This window comes from Ruegeria sp. CDSB136 (assembly GCF_059610965.1).
In genome coordinates this window covers 78,097-100,916 of record NZ_JBXWOP010000013.1, presented here as the reverse complement: position 1 = coordinate 100,916, position 22,820 = coordinate 78,097, and the positions used below count along the sequence as shown (strand labels likewise).

General features: G+C 58.5%; 23 protein-coding genes. 13 read left to right on the top strand and 10 right to left on the bottom strand.

Features of this window, described 5'->3' with window-relative positions; genetic code table 11:
- The first annotated feature begins 11 nt into the window (after nucleotides 1-11).
- The 6 genes from AC2FIR_RS14905 (at nucleotide 12) to AC2FIR_RS14880 (ending at nucleotide 7,502) form a co-directional block, all read left to right on the top strand.
- The gene (locus AC2FIR_RS14905) at nucleotides 12-1,487 is read left to right on the top strand and encodes an ABC transporter substrate-binding protein (protein ID WP_170807232.1); all 1,476 of its coding nucleotides are present in this window, start codon (nucleotides 12-14) and stop codon (nucleotides 1,485-1,487) included.
- A 132-nt stretch (nucleotides 1,488-1,619) separates the two neighbouring features.
- Nucleotides 1,620-2,618 (top strand): ligand-gated ion channel, encoded by a 999-nt coding sequence (locus tag AC2FIR_RS14900; protein WP_496746913.1) that lies wholly within the window; start codon nucleotides 1,620-1,622, stop codon nucleotides 2,616-2,618.
- Between the two features lie 40 nt (nucleotides 2,619-2,658).
- A complete protein-coding gene (locus tag AC2FIR_RS14895; RefSeq protein ID WP_496746912.1) occupies nucleotides 2,659-3,606 on the top strand; it encodes an ABC transporter permease in 948 nt (315 codons plus the stop codon).
- Entirely contained in the window at nucleotides 3,603-4,418 is an 816-nt protein-coding gene (locus AC2FIR_RS14890) for an ABC transporter permease (protein WP_496746911.1), read from the top strand. The genes AC2FIR_RS14895 and AC2FIR_RS14890 overlap by 4 nt, the downstream gene beginning before the upstream one ends.
- Complete coding sequence (locus AC2FIR_RS14885; RefSeq protein ID WP_496746910.1) at nucleotides 4,415-6,013, top strand: ABC transporter ATP-binding protein; 1,599 nt, start codon at nucleotides 4,415-4,417, stop codon at nucleotides 6,011-6,013. The genes AC2FIR_RS14890 and AC2FIR_RS14885 overlap by 4 nt, the downstream gene beginning before the upstream one ends.
- Before the next feature lie 34 nt (nucleotides 6,014-6,047).
- Nucleotides 6,048-7,502, top strand: a complete 1,455-nt coding sequence (locus AC2FIR_RS14880) for an aldehyde dehydrogenase family protein (protein WP_496746909.1) — start codon at nucleotides 6,048-6,050, stop codon at nucleotides 7,500-7,502.
- Nucleotide 7,503: 1 nt separating this feature from the next.
- Here AC2FIR_RS14880 and pncB read toward each other — a convergent pair whose 3' ends face one another.
- Nucleotides 7,504-8,796 (bottom strand): nicotinate phosphoribosyltransferase, encoded by a 1,293-nt coding sequence (pncB, locus tag AC2FIR_RS14875; protein ID WP_496746907.1) that lies wholly within the window; start codon nucleotides 8,794-8,796, stop codon nucleotides 7,504-7,506.
- 164 nt (nucleotides 8,797-8,960) lie between these two features.
- Here pncB and AC2FIR_RS14870 point away from each other — a divergent pair, with 164 nt between their 5' ends.
- Entirely contained in the window at nucleotides 8,961-9,518 is a 558-nt protein-coding gene (locus tag AC2FIR_RS14870) for a hypothetical protein (RefSeq protein ID WP_496746906.1), read from the top strand.
- On the opposite strand, the gene pncA is transcribed toward AC2FIR_RS14870, so the two are convergent.
- On the bottom strand, nucleotides 9,515-10,108 hold the full coding sequence (pncA, locus tag AC2FIR_RS14865) for a bifunctional nicotinamidase/pyrazinamidase (RefSeq protein ID WP_170612948.1): 594 nt from the start codon (nucleotides 10,106-10,108) through the stop codon (nucleotides 9,515-9,517). The genes AC2FIR_RS14870 and pncA overlap by 4 nt on opposite strands.
- Nucleotides 10,109-10,204: 96 nt before the next feature.
- Between pncA and trhO the strand changes: the two genes are divergently transcribed.
- The gene (gene trhO, locus AC2FIR_RS14860; protein WP_170612950.1) at nucleotides 10,205-11,110 is read left to right on the top strand and encodes an oxygen-dependent tRNA uridine(34) hydroxylase TrhO; all 906 of its coding nucleotides are present in this window, start codon (nucleotides 10,205-10,207) and stop codon (nucleotides 11,108-11,110) included.
- Between the two features lie 41 nt (nucleotides 11,111-11,151).
- Entirely contained in the window at nucleotides 11,152-11,694 is a 543-nt protein-coding gene (locus AC2FIR_RS14855) for an ion channel (protein ID WP_480440990.1), read from the top strand.
- Between the two features lie 25 nt (nucleotides 11,695-11,719).
- On the opposite strand, the gene AC2FIR_RS14850 is transcribed toward AC2FIR_RS14855, so the two are convergent.
- From AC2FIR_RS14850 to AC2FIR_RS14825, 6 genes are all read right to left on the bottom strand, one after another.
- Nucleotides 11,720-12,247, bottom strand: a complete 528-nt coding sequence (locus AC2FIR_RS14850; protein ID WP_496748801.1) for a hypothetical protein — start codon at nucleotides 12,245-12,247, stop codon at nucleotides 11,720-11,722.
- A 298-nt stretch (nucleotides 12,248-12,545) separates the two neighbouring features.
- On the bottom strand, nucleotides 12,546-14,684 hold the full coding sequence (locus AC2FIR_RS14845) for a hypothetical protein (RefSeq protein WP_496746904.1): 2,139 nt from the start codon (nucleotides 14,682-14,684) through the stop codon (nucleotides 12,546-12,548).
- A complete protein-coding gene (gene motA / locus AC2FIR_RS14840) occupies nucleotides 14,681-15,550 on the bottom strand; it encodes a flagellar motor stator protein MotA (RefSeq protein ID WP_480906097.1) in 870 nt (289 codons plus the stop codon). Before motA ends, AC2FIR_RS14845 begins: the two co-directional genes overlap by 4 nt.
- A 46-nt stretch (nucleotides 15,551-15,596) precedes the next feature.
- Complete coding sequence (locus AC2FIR_RS14835; RefSeq protein ID WP_496746903.1) at nucleotides 15,597-16,181, bottom strand: MotE family protein; 585 nt, start codon at nucleotides 16,179-16,181, stop codon at nucleotides 15,597-15,599.
- Nucleotides 16,178-16,696 carry a hypothetical protein gene (locus AC2FIR_RS14830; RefSeq protein WP_496746901.1) on the bottom strand — a complete coding sequence of 173 codons (519 nt, stop codon included), beginning with the start codon at nucleotides 16,694-16,696 and terminating at the stop codon, nucleotides 16,178-16,180. The genes AC2FIR_RS14835 and AC2FIR_RS14830 overlap by 4 nt, the downstream gene beginning before the upstream one ends.
- Before the next feature lie 9 nt (nucleotides 16,697-16,705).
- Entirely contained in the window at nucleotides 16,706-17,197 is a 492-nt protein-coding gene (locus tag AC2FIR_RS14825; protein WP_496746900.1) for a flagellar basal body-associated FliL family protein, read from the bottom strand.
- Between the two features lie 119 nt (nucleotides 17,198-17,316).
- Between AC2FIR_RS14825 and fliF the strand changes: the two genes are divergently transcribed.
- Genes fliF through fliP form a run of 4 tightly spaced genes read left to right on the top strand, consistent with a single transcriptional unit; the run spans nucleotide 17,317 to nucleotide 20,507 of the window.
- The gene (gene fliF / locus AC2FIR_RS14820; protein WP_496762616.1) at nucleotides 17,317-18,912 is read left to right on the top strand and encodes a flagellar basal-body MS-ring/collar protein FliF; all 1,596 of its coding nucleotides are present in this window, start codon (nucleotides 17,317-17,319) and stop codon (nucleotides 18,910-18,912) included.
- Nucleotides 18,912-19,526 (top strand): FliH/SctL family protein, encoded by a 615-nt coding sequence (locus tag AC2FIR_RS14815; protein ID WP_496762611.1) that lies wholly within the window; start codon nucleotides 18,912-18,914, stop codon nucleotides 19,524-19,526. The genes fliF and AC2FIR_RS14815 overlap by 1 nt, the downstream gene beginning before the upstream one ends.
- Nucleotides 19,501-19,788: a FliM/FliN family flagellar motor switch protein gene (locus AC2FIR_RS14810; protein ID WP_496746896.1), complete on the top strand. Its 288-nt coding sequence runs from the start codon at nucleotides 19,501-19,503 to the stop codon at nucleotides 19,786-19,788. Before AC2FIR_RS14815 ends, AC2FIR_RS14810 begins: the two co-directional genes overlap by 26 nt.
- Nucleotides 19,788-20,507 carry a flagellar type III secretion system pore protein FliP gene (fliP, locus tag AC2FIR_RS14805; RefSeq protein WP_496746894.1) on the top strand — a complete coding sequence of 240 codons (720 nt, stop codon included), beginning with the start codon at nucleotides 19,788-19,790 and terminating at the stop codon, nucleotides 20,505-20,507. The genes AC2FIR_RS14810 and fliP overlap by 1 nt, the downstream gene beginning before the upstream one ends.
- 9 nt (nucleotides 20,508-20,516) lie before the next feature.
- On the opposite strand, the gene AC2FIR_RS14800 is transcribed toward fliP, so the two are convergent.
- A complete protein-coding gene (locus tag AC2FIR_RS14800) occupies nucleotides 20,517-21,968 on the bottom strand; it encodes a sensor histidine kinase (RefSeq protein WP_496746893.1) in 1,452 nt (483 codons plus the stop codon).
- The gene (locus tag AC2FIR_RS14795) at nucleotides 21,965-22,702 is read right to left on the bottom strand and encodes a response regulator transcription factor (RefSeq protein ID WP_496746891.1); all 738 of its coding nucleotides are present in this window, start codon (nucleotides 22,700-22,702) and stop codon (nucleotides 21,965-21,967) included. Before AC2FIR_RS14795 ends, AC2FIR_RS14800 begins: the two co-directional genes overlap by 4 nt.
- Nucleotides 22,703-22,820: the final 118 nt, after the last annotated feature.

Genomic DNA, 22,820 nt, shown 5'->3' with positions numbered 1-22,820 from the left:
TGACAATACAGATGTTTCGACCCTTTGTGTCAGCACTGGCCGTCAGTGCCAGCCTGTTTGCCAGCCAGGCCCTGGCCAAATCAGATATCACAATAGCGATGGGGCTTGAGCCGCCGCATCTGGACCCGACAAGCGCGGCGGCACAAGCGATAGATTCGGTCGTTTACACCAATATCTTCGAGGGCCTGACCCGTTTCATGGGTGACGGATCCGTTGTTCCGGGTTTGGCGGAAAGCTGGGAGATTTCGGATGATGGCACCGAATACACCTTCACGCTGCGCGACGGGGTGACGTTCCATGACGGCACGACCATGGATGCCGAGGACGTCAAGTTCAGTCTGGATCGCGCCCGCGCCGAAGACAGCGCCAATGCGCAGAAGGCGTTGTTCGCCGGAATTCAGGATGTCGAGGTTGTTGACCCGCTGATCGTCAAAGTCACCTTGTCCGAACCCAATGGCAATTTTCTGTTCAACATGGCCTGGGGCGACGCGGTGATCGTTGCGCCCGAAAGCATAGAAAACATCAAGACAAATCCGGTCGGCACCGGCGCTTATACCTTTGGCAATTGGGTTCAGGGCGACAGCATTACGCTGAACCGCAATCCTGATTACTGGGGTGACCAGCCCGCGCTGGAAACGGCCACCTTCAAGTTTATCTCGGACCCGACCGCTGCCTTTGCCGCCATGATGGCCGAGGATGTGGATGTATTTGACATTTACCCGGCCCCCGAGAATCTGCCTCAGTTCGAGGCAGATCCGCGGTTTCAGGTTCTGGTCGGCTCGACCGAGGGCGAGACGATTCTGTCGACGAACAACAAGCTGACCCCGTTCGATGACATTCGCGTTCGCCAGGCGCTGGCTCATGCTATTGATCGCCAGGCCATCATTGACGGCGCCATGTTCGGATACGGCACGCCAATCGGCACTCATTTCGCGCCGCACAACCCGGCTTATGTCGATCTGACCGGTAATTCTGCATACGACCCTGAAAAGGCAAAGGCGCTTCTGGCCGAGGCGGGTCTGGAAAACGGGTTCGAAACCACGCTGCATCTGCCGCCGCCATCTTATGCCCGCCGTGGCGGTGAAATCATTGCCGCGCAGCTGGCCGAGGTCGGTATAACGGCCGAAATCATCAACGTGGAATGGGCGCAATGGCTTGAGACGGTGTTCAAAGGCAAAGAGTTCGGCCTGACCATCGTAAGCCACACGGAACCGATGGATATCGGTATCTATGCGCGCCCCGACTATTATTTCCAGTATGACAGCACTGATTTTCAGGCTCTGATGGATACCTTGAATTCCACGACCGATCCTGACGAACGCGCACGGCTTCTGGGCGAGGCGCAACGGCTGATTTCGAATGACTACGTCAATGGATATCTGTTCCAGCTGGCAAAGCTGGGCGTGGCCCGGGCCGGAGTGCAAGGGCTGTGGCAGAATGCGCCCACCGCCGCAATTGATCTGACCGGGATCAGCTGGTCAGAATAATATCACGCCGGGGCCGCGTCTGGCGGCCCCGGTGATCCTCAACTCAAAGCGAGCCCGAATGTGAAACTGGTCCGCGTCATATGTCTCCTGGCTGTGATGACATGCCTCTCTTTGATCGGGGGCGGGCCGGCATTGGCGCAGAATACGCTGGGCGGCGGGCTTCACGCGCTGAAGGGGACACCGGAAAACCCGTTGCAGGTCGGGATCGGTATCCGGATCGATCAGATCACAAGCGTGGATCAGAAGGCTGAAAATTATGGGGCCGTCGTCATATTGAGGGCCGAATGGATCGATCCGACGCTGGCCTTTGACCGGGATGACGTCGGACGCGAAATTCAGGTGTTCAACCCTTCGGTGCTGGCCAATCACGCCCGCGAACTGGGGGCGGTTTTGCCTGCGTTTGTGGTGCATAATCAGCAATCCAACAAGTGGGTCCATGAAGCCGCCGCCTCGGTGCGCCATGACGGGCATGTTGTCTATGCCGAGAAATCCTCGCTGACCTTGCAGGCCCCGCATTTCGATTTCCGGAAATACCCCTTCGACACGCAGCAGTTCTATTTCGAAGTCGTCTCGGTTTTTCCGACTGAATACGTGTCCTATTACCCGCTCGAGGCGTATTCAGGCCTCGGCGATCTGCTGGGCGAGGAAGAGTGGATTTTGGACAACGCCCGGGTCGAACACTCGACCGTGATCGGACTGTCCGGCCGGGACAGTGACCAGATCGCGCTTGCCTTCGAGGGTCACCGGCACCTGACCTATTATGTGATCCGGGTATTTCTGCCGATGCTGGTGCTGATCTCTGTCGGGTGGGCGCTGTTTTTTCTGGATGAATACCGCCGCCGGATCGAGATCGCCGGGGGTAACCTGCTGGTATTCGTGGCCTTCAACTGGGCCATTTCTGCCGACCTGCCCAAGCTGGGCTACCTGACTTTTCTGGACTTCATATTGCAATGCATGTTCCTGATGACCGGGGCACTGATCGTGTTCAATGTTGCGCTGCGCAAACTGAAAGTGTCCGGTCGCGAGGACGCGGCACGAAACCTGGACAACTATGCGATCAAGTGGATCTACCCGCTGGGTTACGCAGCCATCGTCGGCTATGCGGTTTTTGCCTTTCTGATGACACCTTAGGTGCTGGACCCGTGCGGTATGCGCCCCTAACGTGGTCCTGATGCTGCGCTATGCCCTCAAACGTCTGATTTCTTTGCTGATCAGCCTCGCCGTCGCCTCGGTCGTCATCTTCGCGGTGATCGAAGTCGCGCCGGGTGATCCGGCCTCTTTCATGCTAGGCGTGAATGCACAGCCCGATACTTTGGCGGCGCTGCGGGCTGAACTTGGGCTGGATGGGACAAAGCTGCAACAGTATCTGAACTGGGTCGGCGGCATGCTGGTGGGGGATTTTGGCACGTCCTACACGTATCGCACACCTGTTTCCCAGATGATCGCGGATCGTCTTTGGGTGTCGCTCCCCCTCGCGCTCTATGCGTTGACGCTGTCTACCCTGATCGCCTTTCCCGCCGGAATCTATGCAGCATCCCGCCGTGGCAAGCCGGGTGATCTGGCCGTTATGGGTGCCACGCAACTGGGCATCGCGGTGCCGAATTTCTGGTTTGCGATGATGCTGGTGTTGATCTTCGCCATCAATCTGCGCTGGTTCAATGCCGGGGGGTTTGCAGGATGGAAAGATGGCCTTTGGACCGGTCTGCATTCCCTGACCCTGCCTGCAATCGCGCTTGCCTTGCCGCAGGCGGCGATTCTGGCGCGTGTGATGCGGTCGGCCCTTCTGGACATTCTGGGTGAGGATTTCATGCGCACTGCCCGGGCCAAGGGGCTGACCCGCCGCCGGGCGCTGTGGCGGCATGGCGTAAGAAACGCGCTGATCCCGGTGTTGACCATCATCGGTCTGCAGTTTTCCTTCCTTCTGGCCGGTTCGATCATCATCGAGCAGGTGTTCTATCTGCCCGGCCTCGGGCGACTGGTGTTTCAGGCCATCTCGGCGCGCGACCTGATCGTAGTGGAATCCGTGGTCATGCTGTTGGTCTTCGCCGTCATCGCCGTCAATTTCTTGGTCGACCTGGCCTACGCCGCCGTTGATCCAAGGTTAAGGAGCCGGACATGAGCCGTAACCTGATCCTCGGCACTGCGCTATCCTCGCTGGTTCTGCTGGCGGCCCTTTTGTCATTTGTCTGGACGCCTTACGACCACGCCACGCTGAACATCCCCGGCAAGTTGCAGACACCGGACCCAAAACACTGGTTCGGAACCGACCATTTCGGGCGCGACATGTTTTCGATGATCATGGTCGGTGCGCGCACGTCGATTGCGGTGGCGCTGGTGGCTGTCGGCATCGGCATGGCGCTGGGCGTGCCCTTGGGACTGGCGGCGGCCGGCCGCAAAGGATCCTGGCTGGACGAGGTTATCATGCGCGGCAACGATCTGGTCTTTGCCTTCCCTTCGCTGGTCATAGCCATCCTGATCACCGCTGTTTTTGGTGCCGGTGCGATCAACGCGATCATCGCCATCGGGATCTTCAACATCCCGGTCTTCGCCCGAATTACCCGCGGCGCAGCCCTGTCGCTGTGGGAGCGGGAGTTTATTCTTGCCGCCCGTGTCTCGGGTAAGGGCGCGGCGCGGATATCGATCGAACATATCCTGCCCAACGTCGCCAATCTGCTGATCGTGCAGGGCACGATCCAGTTCAGCCTTGGCATCCTGGCCGAGGCGGGCCTGTCCTATGTCGGTCTGGGTGCGCAACCGCCCACGCCAAGCTGGGGACGGATGCTGGCGGATGCGCAGACGATGGTCAGTTTTGCCCCGCATTTGGCTCTGATTCCGGGGGTGGCGATCATCGTCACGGTTCTGGGGCTGAACCTGCTGGGCGATGGTCTGCGCGACTTTCTGGATCCACGTATTCGGGTGGCCCGCACATGAGCCTGCTGCAAATCAAAAACCTGTCATTGTCGATTCATGGCGCGCCGATCCTCAGACTAGTCGGCCTCACAATTGATCCCGGACAGATCGTGGCCGTAACCGGTGAAAGTGGATCCGGCAAATCCATGACCGCGTTGGCCGTGATGCAGTTGTTGCCGAACGGAGCGGTGGCCAACGGCACCATTCAGCTGGACGGACAGGATCTGATGCACCGGTCCGAGAGCCAAATGTGCGCCCTGCGTGGCGCGGCCATCGGCATGGTGTTCCAGGAGCCGATGACTGCGCTCAACCCGGTCATGACGATCGGTGATCAGGTGACGGAAACGATTCTGATCCACAAGGCGATGTCACCCGCCAAAGCCCGCGAGCAAACGCAAAAGGTTCTGACCCGCGTCGGCCTGCCGCCCGACCGGTTTCCGCTATCGCGCTATCCGCACGAACTATCTGGCGGTCAGCGTCAGCGCGTTGTGATCGCAATGGCCATCGCCTTGCGACCTCGGCTTCTGATCGCCGATGAACCGACCACCGCACTGGATGTCACCACGCAGGCACAGATTCTGGACCTTTTGAAGGGGCTGGTTCGCGAATACGGCATGGGATTACTGATGATCACCCATGACCTGGCGGTTGTCGCCGACATGGCGGACCAGATTATCGTCATGCGCCATGGCGAAGTGGTGGAAAGGGGTGCAACGAACGATCTGCTGCGGAACATGCAGCACCCCTATACCCGTATGTTGTTCGAAGCCTCGGACCATCAGGTTACACTTCCCGATCCCGTTCGACCGGGCCCGCTGCTGGAGGTGGCAAATGTCGTTCGTGACTACCGTTTGCCCCGCAGGCGGTTATTCGAAACACCTGCTCGCCACCGCGCGGTGGATGACGTTAGCTTTACCCTCAGCCGGGGTGAGCGCCTTGGTCTGGTCGGAGAGTCCGGTTGCGGAAAATCGACACTAACACGGGCAATTCTAGGGCTTGAAGATGTTCAGGGTGGGCACGTTCTGTTGAACGGGCAGCCTGTTTTTGCGGCCCACAAGCCCAATCTTGCGGTGCGCCGTAACATGCAGGTGGTGTTTCAGGACCCCTTTGGCAGCTTCAACCCACGCCATCGTGTCGGGCGGCTGATCACCGAGCCGTTTCACCTGCTGGACACCCCGCCGACGGGATCAGAGCGGCAGGACAGGATTTCCGAGATGCTGACGGCCGTTGGCCTCAGCCCCGGTGACGCCGGAAAGTACATACATGAATTCTCGGGTGGGCAGCGTCAGCGGATCGCCATCGCCCGTGCGCTGATCATTCGGCCGGAACTGATCCTGTTTGACGAAGCGGTCTCGGCGCTGGATGTATCGGTTCGGGCGCAAATCCTTGACCTGCTGGCCGAGCTTTGTGCGACCTATGATCTGACCTATCTGTTCATAAGCCACGATCTGAGCGTCGTTCGCACGATCACGGATCGGGTCATGGTGATGCAATCCGGACGAATTGTTGAACAGGGTGAGACTGAAGCCGTCTTCAGCAATCCGCAGCATCCTTATACGCAAAAACTGATTTCCGCTGCGCCAAAGCTGCCGGATTACAATCGGGGTGCCGCGTGAACTGCCGTGTTAGAGCCTGAATTGGAGACATTGAATGACTGATCAGATCTGGTTTGACCCAACTCGGTGTCTGATAGCAGGCGAGTGGATAATACCGATCAGCGGCGGCACCTTGCCCCTGACCAATCCCTCGGACGGAACAGAAATCTGCCGGATTGCGCGCGGCACGAAGCAGGATATCGATGCTGCTGTTGGCGCGGCCCGGTCCGCTTCGAATGGAGCGTGGGGCCGAATGACGGCGCTGGACCGTGGACGTATTCTGACCCGCTTGGGGCAACTGGTTCTGGAAAAGGTCGAAGACCTTGCCACTCTCGAGGCGATGGATGTCGGCAAACCTCTGACCCAGGCTCGCGCAGATGCGGTTGCACTGGCGCGCTATTGCGAGTTCTACGGTGGCGCAGCAGACAAGGTCATGGGCCAGACGATTCCATATCTGGACGGCTATACTGTCTACACACTGCGCGAGCCGCACGGGGTTACCGGCCACATCGTGCCCTGGAACTACCCGATGCAGATCATCGGCCGGTCTGTTGGCGCTGCGTTGGCGATGGGCAATGCCTGTGTTCTGAAACCGGCAGAGGAGGCATGCCTGACCGCGCTGGCTTTTGCGCATCTGGCGCTTGAAGCCGGCTTGCCGCCCGGCGCGCTGAACGTCGTGCCCGGGCTTGGGGCCGAGGCCGGAGCGGCGCTGTCGGCACATCCGGATGTCGACCATATCTCATTTACCGGATCCGTTGCCACGGGCGCATTGGTGCAGCAGGCGGCGGGGCGCAACGTGGTGCCGGTGACGCTGGAACTGGGCGGAAAGTCCCCTCAACTGGTGTTTGACGATGCCGATCTGGATGCTGCGCTGCCGTTTCTGGTGAACGCAGGGATTCAGAATGCCGGCCAGACCTGCTCCGCCTCGTCTCGCATATTGGTGCAGCGCGGTATTTACGATCAGGTCCGGTCGCGTATGGCCGAAGCTTATGAACAGTTGTCTGTCGGACCGGCGATGCAGGATTTGCGGGTTGGCCCGTTGATTTCGGACCGGCAAAAGCAGATCGTGACCGGGTTTCTTGAAAAAGGTTCCGATCTGAACATCGCGGCACAGGGGCGGATCGCTGAGGGTGCGCCGGAAAGTGGCGCTTATGTTCGTCCGACCCTGTTCTCGGACGTGCCGCCGGATCACGTCCTGGCCCGGGACGAGATATTTGGCCCGGTACAGGTTCTGATCCCTTTCGACACCGAGGAACAGGCTCTAAATATTGCAAACAGCACCGATTATGGTCTGGTTGCCAGCATCTGGACCCGCGACGGGGCGCGGCAGATGCGGCTGGCGAAACAATTGCGTTCGGGACAGGTGTTCATCAACAATTACGGTGCAGGTGGCGGGGTCGAATTGCCCTTTGGCGGGGTGGGAAAATCCGGTCACGGACGCGAAAAAGGGTTCGAGGCGCTGTACGGGTTCTCGCAACTGAAAACAGTGGCGGCGTTCCACGGGCGATGATCTAGACAATCACTTCGATCGCCTTTTGCGCGCCAACACCGAATACACGCTTGTAGCGTTCGATCTGATCCGCCGGACCCATAGCCTTTTCGGGATTGTCCGATAGCTTCACTGTCGGTCGGCCATTGGCAGAAACCGCCTTGCACACCAGCGAAAACGGCGCCAGCGCATCATTTGGCACGAGCCTCCGGAAATCATTGGTCAACAGGGTCCCCCAACCGAAGGACACGTTGACCCGTTCCGCAAACTGGCCGTGCAATTCCTGAATTTTTGCAACATCCAGCCCGTCCGAAAAAATGATACGTTTCTGGCGCGGATCCTCGCCGCGGGATTTCCACCAGTCGATGGCAATCTCGGCTCCGGCGGCCGGATCGCCGCTGTCGATACGAATGCCGGTCCATCCGGCCAGCCAGTCGGGCGCGCTGTCCAGAAACCCCTTGGTGCCATAGGTATCGGGCAGAATGATCCGCAGGTTGCCGTCATGTTCCTCGTGCCAGTCGCTCAGGACGTCATAAGGCGCCTGGGCCAGGTCCGCGTCGCTATCGGCCAGTGCGGAATAAACCATGGGCAGTTCATGGGCATTGGTGCCGATGGCCTCGACCTCGCGTCGCATCGCGATCAGGCAGTTCGACGTTCCGGTGAACGAACTGCCCAGCCCTTCGATCATCGCTTGAACGCACCAGTCCTGCCACAGGAAGGAATGACGCCGGCGGGTTCCGAAGTCGGCGATCCCCAAGCCGCCAATACCGCGCAGTTGTTCGATCTTTTCCCAGACCCGGGTCATCGCACGGGCATATAGTACCTGCAGTTCGAACCGGCGCATGTCATTCAGAACCGCGCGCGACCGCAGTTCCATCAACACCGCCAGCGCCGGGATTTCCCACAGCATGACCTCGTGCCATTTGCCCTCAAAGGTCAGCTCGTACTGATCGCCTTTGCGTTCCAGGTGATAGGGCGGCAGGCGCAGGTTTTCGAACCATTCCATGAAATCCGACCGGAACATCTGCCGCTTTCCGTAGAAAGTATTGCCGCGCAGCCATGTGCTTTCGCCGCGGCTGAGGCTGAGCGAGCGGATATGATCCAGCTGCTCGCGCAGTTCGCCTTCATCGATGAGTTTCGCCAGCGGAATGTGATTCGACCGGTTGATCAGCGAAAAAACGACGTCCGTTTGGGGCTTATTTCGAAACACTGACTGGCACATCAGAAGTTTGTAGAAGTCCGTGTCGATCAAAGACCTGACAATCGGGTCGATCTTCCATTTGTGATTGTACACGCGTGTCGCAATATCGACCATGTGGAACTCCTGCGATTTCCATTGTTAGATCAATCGGAACGATGAATGGCAAGAGTGGCCCAATTGGTGACAATGACAAGGTCCAGTCACATTGCGGGCAAATTGTGTGTGCTTTTCACGGGTTAGTGAAAAGAGGGGATGGACATGTGAGTTGAGTTTAGTGAATGGGTCTCGAGTACGACTTTGATATTGTAACGATTGCACAGGACGAAGTGGAGCCAGCTCAGGCGGACACAGAAGCTTCGCAAAATGGGAAGACGCGGGCTCGAGCCTTGTTCCGCGACTTTCAGACGGCAGAAGCCCTGCGCGACACGTCACCGAATATCCGCAAGATGTTTGTGGATGCCGGGTTCGATTTTGAAACCCGGAACAGCAGTTTGCCCAATGGTATCTATCGGGCAGAAGACGAGGATTTGCGAAACCTCGTCATCCAGCGCCTTTTTGCCAATATCAAGGCCACGGGCCTGGCGGGTGAGTATTGTGGTGAATTTGATTTGTGGGCGTTTCTGAACGGCATCAAAACCGCCCGCCCACAAGGGAAACGCCGCCGAAAACCACCAATACAGTTGCTGCCCTACATTCAGCCTGAACCGGAAAGCGCACCGCAACCGGTGCCGCCCAAACGGCGGACGCTGCCCTGGCGCATTGGAATCGCGCTGGGTCTGGCTGTACTGTTGGTTATCCTGCTCAGATTTCTGGCAGCAGCCGGCGCGACGCCTTAAATCAGGGTGACGCCGGCCTTGTGCATGGCGTTTTCCGCCGCCTTCAAGGATCCGTCCAGATCAATGGCGCGACAGGCCGCCATCCTGACAGTCACGTCAAATCCCAGACGCGCCGCGTCAAGTGCTGAAAACTGAACACAAAAATCAGTGGCCAACCCGACAAGCGTCAGTTTGGTGATTCCACGGGTGTTCAGATACCCCTCCAGGCCGGTGGGTGTTTTCTGGTCGTTCTCAAAAAAGGCCGAATAGCTGTCGACGGCAGGGCGAAATCCTTTGCGAATGATCAAATCTGCATCGGTTCTGAGCTCCGCATGAAACGCGCTGCCCTGGCTGCCCTGAATGCAATGATCCGGCCACAGAACCTGGGGACCATAAGGCATTTCGATCGATTCAAATGGGTTACGGCCGGGATGCGAACTTGCAAATGATGAATGCCCATCCGGGTGCCAGTCCTGGGTCAGAATGACCGCGTCGAAGTCGTCCATCATGTCGCTTATTGGGGCGACTACTTCGTCGCCGCCGGGAACAGCCAGCGCGCCGCCGGGGCAGAAATCGTTCTGAACATCGATCACGATTAGGGCATGAGTCATGCGGACCTCCTTCCGTCGATCTATCGGTAGGCGGGCAGATGGGGGGCGTCAATCCGTTCTCTTGCGACTCTGCGCGGGTGATATTAGATCGCGCGCATGTACACAATCGCCGCTCTCTATCACTTTACCCGATTCACCGATCATGCCGCACTGCGTGAGCCATTGCTGGAACTGTGTCAGGCGCAGTCCGTCAAAGGAATCCTGCTGCTGGCGCAAGAAGGGATCAATGGCACAATTGCAGGCCCGCGATCCGGGATCGATGCTGTTCTGGCCCATATCCGCGCCCTTCCGGGTTGCGCCGATCTGGAATGGAAAGAGGCTTCGTCGGATCACCCGCCCTTTGGCCGGATGAAAGTGCGCCTGAAGAAAGAGATCGTGACAATGGGGCAGCCGGATGTCGATCCGCAGGCGCGCGTCGGTCACTATGTCGAACCTGAAGACTGGAACGACCTGATCCGCTCGGATGACGTTGTGCTGATCGATACGCGAAACGATTATGAGGTGGCGATCGGCACTTTTGAGGGCGCAATAGACCCTAAAACAGCCAGTTTTCGCGATTTTCCGGATTGGTGGGAGGCAAACAAGGACCGTTTCCACAACAAACGTGTCGCCATGTTCTGCACTGGTGGTATCCGATGCGAAAAATCCACCAACTACCTGCTGGGGCAGGGGGTCGACGATGTCTATCACCTGAAAGGTGGGATTCTGCGGTATCTCGAAGAGGTTCCGGCCGAAGACAGCACCTGGCGGGGGGAATGTTTTGTGTTCGACAACCGGGTCTCAGTCGGGCACGGGTTGGTCGAAGGGCCGCATAACCTGTGTCATGGCTGCCGGCGCCCGATTCTGCCGGATGACACGAAGCGGCCAGAATACGAGCATGGCGTTTCATGCCATCATTGCATCAATGAGACCTCGGAGGCGGACAAGATGCGCTTTCGCGAACGGCAGAAACAGATTGCACTGGCCCGCGCCCGTGGGGACGCGCATTTGGGCGCAAACTGATCGCCACGCGTTAAGGGTTGTCGATTTCCGCCGGAATGCGGATGATCGCGCATACGCAACTGTCCGGAACACCCATGTCGACCGAACCAAGAACGCTGGAAGAATGGAAATCGACTTTGGCCGCCGCCTTTGGGCTGGTTCTGGTCAGCTTTCTGGCCTGGTACGCTCTTTCCAGTCTCAACGAGGCCACGGCAGGGAATACGATTGGCACGATTGCTTCGGGCGCGCTGGTGCTGTGGCTGATCTCGCAGACCTGGTACTACATGACTCAGGTCACGTCTCCCCGTCGTCAGCTGTTGTTGATGGGAATATCGTTCATACAGGTGGTGCCGTTTCTGTTCGCTGCGGCTTACGGCGCGTTCGGCTATTATGACCTGTGTGTTGTCGGCGCAAAAGGTCCGGCCGATGTTCTGTACTTTTCATATGTGACTTTCACGACCGTTGGGTTTGGAGATCTGAAGCCCGCCGGTCTGTGCCGCGGCCTGGCAGTGGCCGAAGCGATCACCGGCTACATTCTGCTGGGCCTGTTCGTGGCCGCGGCAGTTGGGCTGTATGGGCGCGAACACAACAGGCATCCGCACTGACCCCTGAATACCCTCGCAAAAGAGTCTATTTGTTGCTGTCGATCCACTGCGACATGCGTTGCTTGTCGCGAAAGCACTCGGAAGGAATAGGCCGGCGTTTGCTGCGTGAAATACGTTCGGCAAAGGCCACCTGCTTGCCAGTCGGGTAATTTGCGAAGGGTGAAGGATCGTTAGGTTTGTGTGCCGAAATCCAGTCCGACATTGATTTTCGGTCTCGCTGCGCCTCAACTGGAATTTCCAGAGCAGACTTTTCCGCAATGGCACGGGCATAGCGCATCTGCCGGTCCGTCACCGGCAGCATGTGATAGTCGTTGCTGGGCGCATCAAACCAGCTTTGGCGGGCAGCGTTGGTCATAGCTCGAAAACCTCCGTTCCACATGAGAACAAATATAGAACATTTTAGGAACTTTTCAAGATTTCCGCTGACCGGCTTCTGATTGAGCCGATATTTGTCCAGCCTGTCCCCTCGCCATGCGAGCAATTTGGCGCGCTTTTTCGCGTCCAATGGAAATGAAGGAACGATTCGGTGTGAATTCAACCCATGTTCGGTCACGTCGCCGATAGTGGCAGGTTGAACGGCGACAATGCGCGCAAATTGTATTGTGCCCGGATCGGCCTGCTTTTGATCAGTCTGCTAAATGAAATTTGATCGAAGCTTACTGCTTCTCGAAACCTTAGACTCTGTACATCAAGATCAATCGACCGAGAAAGTGCTGCCAAAAGGTAAGGAGAGATTAAGCCCGGTAAGACCAAAGTTACCTTTCCCACAGCATAACAGTGCTGTTTGTGATCGAACAGCCGATGCGCCTATTCCCTTGATCTACTCATGCAATCGTGGGCAGTGGCTTTCGTTAAGGATCAAGCGCGGCAAGCAACTCGGCAATCTTTTGGCGCGTATCTTCACTATCTTTCAAAAGATATGCCGCATCTGCCAGCGGTTTGGCCGGGTTTCGTGCTGGTTGATTTGCCAAAGCCCGCGTCGTTGCGGCAATCTTTGCGAACTGCCCGTTTTGATCTGCTGTTTGATCTGTCAGATTGGCCAGCCAGAAATACCTATCGGCTTCATTCAGCGTCCCAAGCTTCTTCGATAGTTCACCGGCTTTTTCGAAATCTCCGACAATACGGGCCACCTCAATCCGAAGAAGGTCGGCTTGAACGCTATCATCGTCGGCAAGCTCGAGCATGGCTTGATGAGGACGCCCGCCCAGCAAGGCCGCGCGAGCCCTCAGTCTTGCACGCTCCGACCGTTTGATACTGTCTTGCGGACGGCTGGCGAAGAAATGGGCCTTTGAAGCAAACCCGAGCATCGCCAGCCGATCGGAAAGTGCGATGGCAGTTTCGGTGCTCAGATCCGACACGAAGTCATCCGCCAAGCCTAGGGTTCGGCGCAGGAATGTCACGTCATCTGAGCGTTCCGCCACCATCAACATAACCTGGTTCAGCGTTCCCGCCCTGCCTTCACCCGCAGGCAGGCTTTCGGCAAGATCCACTGCCGCATCGAACTGGTCACTCAGGCTCAGCGCCACTGCATGGGCTTGCAACATCATTGACCCAATTTCCGATCTCCGGAACTCCAGCACATATGCTGCCGCCAGATCGACTTCCTGAGCCGAGACCGCACCCCTTTCCCCCCAGCGTTTTTCTATCAGTTGCGCCAGCGCCAGCGGGGCTTCCAGCACGGCATCCGGTGACGAGATGACTTCGTTCAGTAAAGCCTCTGTTTGCGGGTCATCCCCTTCGGCACTGGCAACCGCAGCTTTCGCGCGACTGACCTCAGGCCGGCTTTCGGGCTCAACTCTGTCTGTTGTCCGCAGGATCCGTCGCGCTGCCTCAAGTTTCTGGCCCTCCACCAGGATATTCGCCAGTGACGGGCCGAAGTGGCGCTGAAGATGGTCCGGCAGGCGCGGGAACGCTTGTTCAATGGCCTTCAGATCAGCATCGGCCCGCAATTTCTGTTCACTTAATACCGACCAGAGCGCGGCGTCACTGGCGCACCTTTGAAGGTTTTCGAACGGGTTCGGTTCAGCGACTGTCTGATCGTCAATGATCCGGGCAATGGCCGCGATCCGGTCCCTATCGGAAGATAGCGAAGTGGTCAGATCCAGCACCTGTAAAGCCTCGATTCCGAAACCGTGGAAAGCGTATAGTCTTGCCAGTTTCATGACAGTTTCCGAATCCACACGATCAAACTCTTCAAAGAGTCCGACTCGCAGATCGGCTATCTGTTCGGAAAAGGAACGCCCATCTGACCAGCTATCAAACCCGATTTCCGCGCGCGTCAGACAGGCCGGGCGCGAAGGCACCGGTGGAATGTCCGGCACCGGAAAGCCCGGCAAGTCCTCCAGCACTGACGAAACCCGGAAGTTCGGCTCCAGGTCCGGCAAATCTTCCAAATCGTGGACCTCAGGCACCCGGCGCAGTCCCTGACCGGCAAGGTTCAGGTCAAGAATGTCGCGATCCGCGCCTTGCACGAACCGCGTAGAAAGCCGTTCTTCTATTCTTTGCAATCCCTGTTCAAGAAGCGGCAGTGCAAATGGCTCTGGCGCCCGGTCAGACGCGGATTGTTCTTGCTCGGGACCTTGCGAGATGTCTGGCACGGACACCAACAATGGGCCAAGTGGTGGCAGGGCATCCACCGGGGCAATATCGATGACGATCATCGTCTCCTGATACAGAAAGGCGGACGCGGCACAGTCGCACCCGAATTCCATGTCCAATTCGGCACCAGACCGAGCCTGAGAAAGCGTGCTCAAACGGGTGCTTGAGAGTCGGGCAAAGACAGACCCTGTTTCGAACCTGACATCGTCAATGGCCACCTTCAGACGCGCACCGTTCTTTTTCTGGGTCAAAGCCCACTCGGTTCCATGAGGAACCTGCGCGACAAGCCGCGTGTGCCCGTCATGTTCGCCGGATCGAACCGTGACGGATTGTGCCGCGGCACAATTGGCGACCACGAACAGAGAAATAGCGAGAAGAGCACCCCGGATCATGCCGCCGCCTGTTTGAGTTCCTTCAGCGCATCCTCCAGTTCGGCAAAGCCGGGGCGGTTGTGCGTTGGCGTGTTTTGTCGTCCGACTTCAATACACATTGCAGCGTTATGGTTGTGCAGGTTGGCAACCAGAACCTCTTTGATCAGTTGGTAGAAATGGTTGTCCTCCTCGACCACGGCTTTCAGTTTCCCTGCGAACGGTCCGACTAGGCCATAGGCAAGAAAGACACCCAGAAACGTGCCGACCAGGGCGCCGCCGATCAGCTTTCCCAGAACTTCGGGTGGCTGGTCGATCGATCCCATCGTCTTGATCACACCAAGAACCGCCGCGACAATTCCCAGCGCTGGCAGCCCGTCGGCCACGGTCTGCAACGCGTGGCTGGAATGCATGGCGTGGTGGAAATTGGCCTCCATCCGTTTTTCCAGCACTTCTTCCACCTGATGCGGATCGTCATAATTCATGGCCGCTGATCGCATCGTGTCACAGATCAGATCCACCGCTTCCCGGTCTGCCTGAATTTTCGGATATGCGGAAAACAAAGTAGAGTTTTCGGGTTCTTCGATATGCTGCTCAACCTCGACCGGGTTGGCTTTGGCCATGCGGATCAGGGAAAACAAAAGGCACAGCAGGTCGCGGTAATCCTGCGGTTTCCATTTGGGTCCCTTGAATACCTTTCCCATGTCTTTGGCGGTATGCTTGACCGCGCTCATGTCGTTGCTGATCAGAAATGCCCCAACAGCGGCTCCGCCAATCATCATCATTTCAAAAGGCAATGATTTCATAATGATAGCCATCTTGCCGCCAGCTGCGAGATAGCCGCCGAAAACCATGACGAAAATGACGATGATTCCTACAAGTCCGATCATCTGCGTTCTCCGGCAAAATGTGTTTTGGGTACGACCAATAGTTTCATCATTCTTCGGGGGCCGAAGCGTTGCGACCTGCCATCACGACGCTCACCGTATAGGCGACCTCGGGCGGGAGCCCGGAAAGAATGCCGGCCGCAGCATCGGAAGGCATTCGGGCCAGAAAACCTGCAGAGAACACCGGGTCCATGGTTTCGAATAATGCGGCGGCGTCTTTCGGCTTCATGCTTTGGTACATGTCCGTAAGCTTGCTCAGATCGCTTTCGGCGGCTGTGTCGGCGATGGCCAAAGTGGCTCGCAGGTCCTGTTCCGCCTGCTGCAGGGCAATCAGGCGGGATTCGATGGCTTGATCTGCAACTTCTAAGGCCTTTTCCCTGTTCAGAAGGGCGTTCTCCCGTTGTGTCAACTGTTCTTCCCGTCGAAGCAGCTCGGTCAGCAGAACCTGAACATCCGGTGCCTTTTGAGAAGCAGGTTGCAGCAGTGGCTGAGACGGGTCGGCAGCCTTTGCAAGGGCAGGGCCGGCTTCCAGACCCAATCGGATCACGGCGGACCCGACCATCAGCAAGGAAATCACAGTCAATACTCCGCCACGAGACCGACCCCGCCTGCTTGGCGTTTTTCGTTGTTTCATGGCGTGGCCTCGCCTGATTTGCGGGCATGCCTGAAAAACATCAGACCTCCCGGCTGCCCCTTGGGCTGAGGCGCGACCTCGGTATCCTCGTGTTTCTCCGTATCCGGTTGCTTTGTGGGACCCTGTGGCGCCGGGTTCTCCGGAACCACCGCCGGTTCAATCGCTGAGTTTTCTGGCTCGGCTTCTCCGGGCTCAGGGTCTTCCGGACCTGGGCCAACTTTGTCCCTGTCCGGGATAATATCATGCATCGACGCCATCATCAGTTCGAGCCGCCCGGCTACGGACTCGGCACGCTGGGTCAGCTCCTTTAAAGCAACTCCGGATTGATCGGAGGCAGATCGAGCCGACTCAAGCGATCTTTTTAGCTCGCCCGCCTGCGAAGACAGAACCGCCACGGCACCACCGACACCCTGCTCCAGATCAGTGAATTTCCGGAGCCGCCGCGACAGCACAAAACAATACAGACCGGCGCCAAGAGCGCCTGCAACAAGCAAAACATCCGCAATCAGCTCCAATTTCGCCTCCTAATTCAGTACAAATTCCATCACCAGAACATCGCGGACGCGCCCTTTGCCCACGACAATTTCGATGCGTCGCAGCAGGTGTCCCCGGATGCGGATCAAAGCCAGCGAATCCTCCAAATCCTCGACTTCGATCGCGCGGAGATAACCATTGAGAACGTCCATGATGCGGGGCTTCATCTTTTCGACATCACCGATGTAGGGTGCATTCACTTCAAGCTGGGCATGAAACCTCAGATGACGCGAATCGCCGACATCCACCGAAATGATCGCGGGTGGCAGGTCGACAAAGCCAATCTCGGGCACTGCTTCGGCAGAGATTTCAGCCATTTCTTCATCGGATTCGGCACCGTCGCCAGCCAGCGGCAACAGGCCGGACGTTGCCAGAAAATAACCGCCGGCCGCACCCAGAACGGCCAAAACCGCCCCGACGATCAGGCCCGTTTTCCCCGGTTTTACCGGGGCTTCGCTTTCTTCAGCCGTTGCGTCCGCCATGGCGTCCTCATCCATCCGTTCGGCCACCGTCATAACCCCGCAGGGACTAACCGATTGTTAAGGGCAATCGTCCAAACAGAGGTTGCGCCGGGCAGAATGTCGGCGAGTCGGAGGTGAGCGTGCAGCAGATCGGAACTGTCTGGGCAAATTTGGACAGGCGTAGGCAAATTGTCGTCGCCGGTGCGGTGGAGCTGGTTTTTCTTGGGGTTCTTGCCATGTCCCGGCTGGTGACGGCACCGTCGATGACGTTGTTATATGCCGGGCTCGAAAGTGGGGCCGCTGGCGATATTGTCCGGGCTCTGGATCAGCGCGGGGTTGCATACGAGATTCGCGGCGGTTCGATTTATGTCCCCGGAACGCAGCGGGATGAACTGCGCATGACGCTCGCCAGCGAGGGGTTGCCTGCAAACGGCAACCGCGGGTACGAACTGCTCGACTCGCTTAGCGGGTTCGGCACCACGTCGCAGATGTTCGATGCCGCCTACTGGCGCGCCAAGGAAGGTGAGCTTGCCCGGACCATCGTCGGCAGTGCCTATGTCAGTCAGGCCCGTGTTCATATCGCCAACAGTTCTTCCAACCCGTTCCAGCGCAGCGCCGCGCCAACAGCATCGGTGTATCTGGTGCCTTCGGGTGGTCAGATTACAGCAGATCAGGCCCGTGCCATTCGCTTTCTGGTGTCGTCGGCGGTCAGTGGCCTGACCCCGGAAAACGTGGCGGTTATCGATTCAAACGGAGCGGTGATCGGCGCGCAGGAAAGCCAGGCCGCGGCAGACACGGCTGATGACAAGGCCCGAACCCTGCGCGAGCGGGTTTTGCGTCTGGTCGAGGCCCGCGTTGGCGCGGGAAACGCAGTGGTCGAAGTCAGTGTCGATACGGTGACAAGAACTGAATCGATCCGCGAACGCCGCATCGATCCCGAAACGCGCGTGGCGATTAGCGCGGATGTAGAAGAACGTACGGACAGTGCGCGCAACCAGTCCTCGGATGTGACCGTCGCGTCGAACCTTCCGGATGGCGACGCGGCGGGCGGTGACGAATCTAACTCCACTGCGACCCAGACCCGGGAACGGGTGAATTACGAAGTGTCCGAGACCGAACTGGAAGTGCATAACGCCCCTGGTGCGGTCAAAAGACTGACAGTGGCAGTTCTCGTCAACGGTTCCAGGGAAGTGACGGATGAAGGGGCGGAAAGCTTTGTGCCACTGCCGCAGACCGAGCTGGACGCGCTTCGCGAGCTGGTCGCGTCTGCCGTTGGTTTCGACGCTGCGCGGGGCGACGTGATTACACTCAAATCGATGGATATGCCTTTGATAGAGCCGCAAGGAGTGCTGGTTTCCGGTTCCTTCTGGCCGAAACTCCATCTGGACGCCATGTCTCTGATTCAGATGGCGGTGCTGGCGATTGTCTCTCTGATCCTGGGGTTGTTTGTAATCCGCCCGATTCTAACAAAGCCGGTTGCGGCCACCGCGCTTTTGCCTGCGGACCGTACGGACGAGTCTGAGGCCGCTCCGTTTCTTGTTGGTGAAATCGCGACGGCGGATGGGGCAGAGTTTGCGCAAATACCCGGTCAGGCGAAGCAGGCAGAGGTTCCCGCGCTGAGGTCGCCTGCCAGCGCTGACCCGGTTGACCGCTTGCGCGCAATGATCGGCGAAAAGCAGGAAGAAACAGTCGAAATTCTGCGCAGCTGGCTTGAAGAAGGTGAGGAGGCTGTGTGATGTCCATCGCCCATCTCCTTGAAGACTTCTCGGCACAGGCCAGTGGTGTTCAGGTGCATCTGCTGGACGAGGAGGCGCTGGAAGAGCATCGCCTTGCCGCATTTGAACACGGCTACAAGGCAGGTTGGGAGGATGCCCTGACCGCACAGGAACAAAGCCTTGATCGGACGTCCGCTGCGCTGGCCGCCTCGCTTGAAGACATGTCCTTCACCTATCACGAGGCGCTGAACCGGATGTCGCTGTCACTTGAGCCGATGTTCGAGGGGCTCGTCCGTCTTGTTCTGCCGGAAATGCTGGAGCGGGGCTTTGGGACCCGTCTGGTGGAGCAGTTGTGCGAATTGGCTGGCGAGCAGATCGGTCAGCCCATGCAAATACTGGTTCCTGTGGGGCAGGGGAATGGTGTCGGCGCTCTTGTGCCGCCGGGTCTGAGCCCACCCCCAAAAGTGATCGAGGATTCATCGTTGGAACCGGGGACGGCGCGGCTGCAGGCTGGCATGTCGCAGCAGGAGGTGGATTGCAACGCCTTGCTGGCGTCGATTTCCAGCGCATTCGACGCTTATCTGTTCGAGGCAAGAAAGGCACTGTCAAATGAGCGAAAATCTGACCCTAAATAAGGGCAAATTAAATCCGTTTGAAACCGTCCCGATCGAAGTGACGGTCTCGGTCGGTCGGGCGCGGCCATTGATCCGCGACCTGCTGGCGTTGGGCGAAAACGCGGTACTGACCCTGGACAAGCGTATCGAGGATCCCGTTGACCTGTATGTTGGCGACCAGCTGGTTGCGCGGGGGCTTCTGGAAGAATTGGAGGGCGATCAGGCCGGTCAACTGGCCGTGCGCCTGACCGAGATATCGGATCTTCAGCGCGGGATCGGCTGATGCGTCCGCTGGTCTGGCTTGCCTTGGCGCTGGCGCTGCTGACCCCGTCTTTGGCGGCGGCTCAGGATGTGACCTTGTCGCTGGGCGAGGGTGGATCGATCTCGGCGCGCACAGTGCAGCTGATCCTGTTGATCACCGTGCTGAGTCTGGCGCCCGGACTGGCCATCATGATCACGTGCTTTCCGTTTCTGGTTACGGTTCTGGCCATATTGCGGCAGGGCATCGGCCTGCAGCAGTCACCGCCGAACATGTTGATTGTCAGCTTGGCCCTGTTCCTGACCTATTTCATCATGGAGCCGGTTTTCACCGAGGCCTGGGAAAACGGAATACGCCCAATGGTTGAAGAGACAATGGAAGTGGAACGTGCGCTGGTTCCATTTCGCGCCTTCATGGCCGCACGACTCGACCCGGACACGTTTCACGCCATGGCGGCCCTGCGTCCGGGCGGCGACACGATTGCGCTGTCGCCGGACGCGCCGGCATCTGTTCTGATGCCGTCTTTCATGCTGTCGGAAATTGCGCGGGCCTTTCAGATCGGATTTCTGATTTTCCTGCCGTTTCTGATCATTGATCTTGTGGTCGCAGCGGTTCTCATGTCGATGGGCATGATGATGGTTCCCCCGGCTACCGTGTCACTGCCGTTTAAACTGGCCTTTTTTGTCATCGCTGACGGGTGGTCCCTGATCGCAAGCGCGTTGGTGCGCAGTTACACGATCTGACAATGACCACTATTGCCGTGTGATGTGCAGACGGGCACGCAATCCCTGTTCTCCGGCCTCGAAGCTAAGTGTCCCACCATGCTGTTCGGCGATGGTTGCGGCGATCGTGAGGCCCAGGCCATAGCCGTCAGAGGATCCGATATTCGACCCGCGTCGGAACGGTGCCATCAGTGCCTCGATATCCGCAGCGTTCAGGTCGGCGCCTTTGTCCTCGACTGTGATGGTGGCCGTCTGGGCATCTGTCGCAAGCCCGACCTCGGCCTGCCGCCCGTATTTCAGAGCATTGTCGATCAGATTGGTCAATGCGCGTTTCAGCGAAATTGGCCGCCCGATAACCAGAATGCGCCGGGTTTCAGGCATCGAGCCGTGGCCGCGGCGCGACATGAAAACTGAACGCCCGCCTTCGACCAGAACAGGGGCGGCCTGTTTCAGGGTGACGGGCCGGTCCATGTCCTGGTAATCGGCCACCACGGATTCAACCAGCGCCGTCAGCGAGATCTGACGTGGCTCCTCGACACTGAGTTCGGACCGTGTCAAAGTCAGGACGCTTTCGATCATTCCGGTCATCTGGTCCACGTCAGCCTCGAGTTTCTCGCGCAGGTCTCGGTCGGGGATCAGGGCGGCGCGCAACCGAACGCGCGTAGCCGGTGTGCCCAGATCGTGACTGACGCCAGACAAGACAATGGCGCGCTTTTCCAGCTGCGCCCGTTCCGCATCAAGATGGTCGTTCACGGCCTCGACGATTTCGCGCAGTTCGCCTGGGCCCTCGGTATCGTAGCTGTCCGGCCCGCCGCGCCGCTTTCGGTCGCGCAGTGCGTGTGAGAACCGGGTAAATGTGTCGCTGACATTCCCGACCGCGGTAAGAAGGATCGCCAACGCAACAACGGCCACCAGAATTGCGGGCAGCCGGAGATCAGCTGGTGCGGCACCGCAGCCCCAGACGTCGGTTCCGTCCACCATCTGCCACGCACTGCGCCCAAAGCGGGCGATCAGAACCGGTTCGCTGCAATAGGTCGCCAGCAGCCGGGTCAGGCTGCCCATCTTTTCCGGCCCAGTCTGATCACTGCCCGAGAGAATGTCCGAAACGGGGTAAACCAGGCGGTCCGACATGACGGCCAGGGTCAGTTCGCGCCCGCTCAGCGGGGCGGAACTGTCGGTGAAGATCGACAGGTTTGTGACAAAACTGCGATCCGACATGCCGGGCAGTTGTTCGAACCGGCCGACTTCGGCCAGAGCGGCGCTTGGCACGGGCAATCGGGTTATCGTGATGCCGGAGGGCGGGGTTTTGCCGACACGCAGGTCCTCATAGACCGCGAAGCCCGCAACTTGCGCCCGCGTCAGGAAACCCTCCCACGCCTGCGCAGACGCAAACCACAGTCCGGCTGAAACCAAACCGGCGGAAAACGCGGCGATTGTCCAGATCCAGCCCAGGCTGCGCAGACGCAACGCAGGCCTGTTCATGCGTCCTCTTCCACCGAAACGTCCGCGGCAAAGACATATCCCAGCCCCCGTTCGGTTCGCAGCATTTGCGGCTCTTTGGGATTGGCCTCGATCTTCGAACGCAGACGTCCCACCAGCATATCGATGGCGCGGCCCTGTGCCTCGCTCTTGTCGCCATCACCGGTGACGTCCAACGCTGCGGCGATCTCGACCCGGGTCAGCGGGATATGCGGATTGGCCAGCAACACCTTGAGCAAAGCGCTTTCGCGCTGAGAAAGGGGCACCAGATAGCCCTCGGGCGAAAAAACCTCGTCCCGTTTTCCGTCATATACCCAGCCGGCAAAGCGAAAGGTCCGGGTGCGGCGGCGATAGGCCAGAGACGGCGTGCGCCGAGTCCGCTGCATCACGGCCCGCACCCGCGCCAGCAGCAGATGCGGGTTGAAAGGCTTGGCGATATAGTCGTCCGCGCCCACCTCGTACCCGGCCATGCGCTGATGATCGGCAGACAAGGCGGACACGAATATGATCGGGACATCCTGTTCGCGCCGCAATCGGGCGCAGATGTCCACGCCGTTCTCATCCCCCAGCATGACATCGAGCAAAATAAGATCGATGCGCCCCGAGGACATATGCGTGCGGATTTCCCTGTCCGAGCTGGCGGGGAGTGCAATGAACCCGTTCTGTTGCAGAAACTGGGTCATCATCGACCGCATTTCGGGGTCGTCATCCACCACCATCAAGCGCGAAATGGTCACGCTTCTCCTCCCTGTCACGGTTTCTGTCCGGCTCGCCAATTGTAACGAACGGCAACAGATTCAAGTCCAACGTAACAGGCTGTAACAAATGGTGGGAAAAATTCCACCATTGCCGGGA